Origin of the sequence: Prosthecobacter sp. (assembly GCF_046154365.1) — a bacterium.
In the GTDB taxonomy this organism is placed as follows: Bacteria; Verrucomicrobiota; Verrucomicrobiia; order Verrucomicrobiales; family Verrucomicrobiaceae; genus Prosthecobacter.
Window position 1 is genome coordinate 1 of the sequence record NZ_JBJXFV010000037.1, and the last position, 2,803, is coordinate 2,803.

Here is a 2,803-nt window from a genome sequence, read left to right on the forward strand (position 1 = left end):
ACCGAGCAGGACATCCTCTTCGAGCTGCTCCTCAAGCTTGGAATAGACCTCTGCACTCCCATCGAATCCCGCAGCCTCACGAGCCATACCGTCCACAGCATCGGAGCCGGCACTTTGCTGGCCTGCCTTTCGCTCGCCATCCCGCAGGCTGAAGTCGAGCCACTGGCCCTCGGCATGGCGGCATGGCACAAAGAGCTCGCCCCAAAGACCGAGGATCGGAAGGCCCGGGACACCGTCTGCGTCTTCCGCGACAGCGCCTTCGCCGACGATGTGGCCAAGACCAACCTCACCGCCATCCTCCAGCAGCACGGCCTCGAAACCGTGCGCAGCCTGTAACCGCATGAGCAACGAAATCACACCTTTTGAAGCGATTCGCCGGACCAACCCGACGGGTAACGAATTCTGGTCCAGCCGGGACTTTGCCGGCGTGCTCGGCTACCACGATTACCGCAACTTTGAAGCGGTGGTGCAGAAGGCTCGCACCGCATGTTTCAATAGCGGCCAGCGAGTGGAAGATCATTTCGTTGAGATCACCGAAATGATCGAAATCGGCAAGGGCGGTCACCGCGCCGTGGCTACTGTGATGATGTCGCGCTACGCCTGTTATCTGATCATCCAGAACGCCGATCCCGCCAAGGAAATCGTGGCCCAAGGCCAGACCTATTTTGCCATTCAAACCCGGCGGCAGGAACTCAGTGACGCGGAGGTGGAGGAGCAGCGCCGCCTGGCGATCCGCTTGGAATTGCGCACGCACAACAGCCAGCTTGCCGATGCCGCGAAGGAAGCTGGAGTGGTCGAACCGCGAGACTACGCCATCTTCCAGAACCACGGCTACATGGGCCTCTACGGCGGGCTGGGAGCGCAAGACATCCACGCCCGGAAAGGACTCAAGAAAGGCGAACAAATCCTCGACCACATGGGCAGCACGGAACTGGCAGCCAACCTTTTCCGCGCCACCCAAGCGGAAGAAAAGCTGCGCCGGGAGCGGATCACCGGCAAAGCCAAGGCCAATCAAGCCCACCGGGAAGTGGGTGTCAAAGTACGGCAGACGATCAAAGAACTCGGCGGCACCATGCCGGAGGAGCTGCCCAGCGTCGAGAGCATCAAGCAGGTGGAAGCCAAAGCGAGCAGGGCTCTCAAGGGCAAAAAACAATGAGTGATACCGCTACTCGAGATCGGGAGCACGTTGGAAGATTCTGGAAACGGTTCAAACTAAACCGGGTGAAAATTCCCGCGATCAATCTCGAAAATGAGTTTGAAAATGTTACAACTCACTGAATTGCAACGGAAAGCAAAGCGACAGCCGCGCCTGTTTAGTTTGAGATTTAGCTTGGAACAAGTTCTTCAGGCTCTGGAACCGGGCATTCCAAACCACCATTTTCGTGACTCCACGAAAATGGTCGCCCACGGCAAGGACGGGCAGGCATGAAACTCCACTTCGAGCCCAACCTCGATTACCAGCTCCAGGCCATTGAGGCAGTCTGCGGGCTTTTCCATGGCCAGGAGACCTGCCGGACTGAATTCACCGTCACGCAGGGCGCTGCCCGTGGTCAAATGTCGCTGCTTGAAAACGATCTCGGCATCGGCAACCGCCTGACCCTGCTCGACGACGAACTGCTGGCAAACCTCCACGCGATCCAACTCCGCCATGCGCTGGCACCATCGGCGGCGCTCGTGTCCGGGGATTTCACCGTCGAGATGGAGACCGGCACCGGGAAGACCTACGTCTATCTGCGGACCGTCTTCGAGCTGAACAAACGCTACGGTTTCACGAAGTTCGTCATCGTGGTGCCCTCGGTGGCGATCAAGGAAGGTGTCTATCACACCATCGAGACGGCGGCGGAACACCTCAAGGCGCTCTACGCCGGCGCACCGTTTGATTTCTTCCTCTACGACTCGGCAAAGCTGGGCCAGGTACGCAACTTCGCCACCAGCCCGCAGATTCAGATCATGGTGATGACGGTCGGGGCCATCAACAAGTTCGGCGACGAACAACAGGCGCAAGCTGAGGAAGCGGACGAAGCTGCCCGCCGTGAGAAATCGAAGAACGTGATGTATCGCCCCAGCGAGAAGACGGGCGGCGAAAAGCCCATTGATCTGATTCGGGCGACGCGCCCCATCCTCATCGTGGACGAACCGCAAAGCGTGGAAGGCGGGCTCGACGGCAAAGGCAAGCAGGCCATGGAGCGGATGAATCCGCTGTGCAACCTCCGCTATTCCGCCACGCCCAAAGAGGCGCAACACATGGTTTTCAAGCTCGATGCCGTGGACGCCTACGAGCGCAAACTGGTGAAGCAAATCGAAGTGGCCGCAGCCTCCGTGGAAGGCGGGCACAACAAGCCGTATGTGCGGTTGCAGTCCGTCAGCAACAAGAAGGGCATCATCACCGCCAAGGTGGAACTCGATACGCAGGCGGCGACCGGCGTGGTCCGCAAAGAGATCACCGTGCAAGATGGCGACGATCTGGAAATGACCACCGGGCGGGCGGTTTATCACGATTGCCGGGTGGGCGAAATCTGTGTGGCCAAGGGCGACGAATTTCTCGAACTTCGCTACCCCGGAGGCGAGCAATTCCTCCACCCTGGCCAAGCCTATGGTGACGTGGAGCCGCTGGCCGTGCAGCGGCAGATGATCCACCGCACCATCAAGGAGCATCTGGACAAGGAGAAGCGCCTCGCCCCGCAAGGCATCAAGGTCTTGAGCCTGTTCTTCATCGATGCCGTGGAGAAATACCGGCACTACGACGCGGACGGCAACCCGGTGAAGGGCGACTACGCCCGCATTTTCGAGGAGGAATACCGCC

Annotated in this window: 2 protein-coding genes and 1 pseudogene; all 3 read left to right on the forward strand. The window is 59.4% G+C overall.

Annotated elements, in window-relative coordinates:
• Window positions 1–336 (forward strand): annotated as a pseudogene (locus ACKVY0_RS04365) (site-specific DNA-methyltransferase); the annotation flags it as partial.
• A gap of 4 nt (window positions 337–340) precedes the next feature.
• Window positions 341–1,156 carry a DNA damage-inducible protein D gene (dinD, locus tag ACKVY0_RS04370; RefSeq protein ID WP_409213571.1) on the forward strand — a complete coding sequence of 272 codons (816 nt, stop codon included), beginning with the start codon at window positions 341–343 and terminating at the stop codon, window positions 1,154–1,156.
• A gap of 269 nt (window positions 1,157–1,425) precedes the next feature.
• The coding region (locus ACKVY0_RS04375; protein WP_409213572.1) for a DEAD/DEAH box helicase family protein at window positions 1,426–2,803 on the forward strand (1,378 nt) is incomplete at its 3' end.

Bases quoted from the DNA above. Each gene is read 5' to 3' on its own strand.
- dinD (WP_409213571.1), top strand. From the start codon at position 341: ATGAGCAACGAAATCACACCTTTTGAAGCGATTCGCCGGACCAACCCG.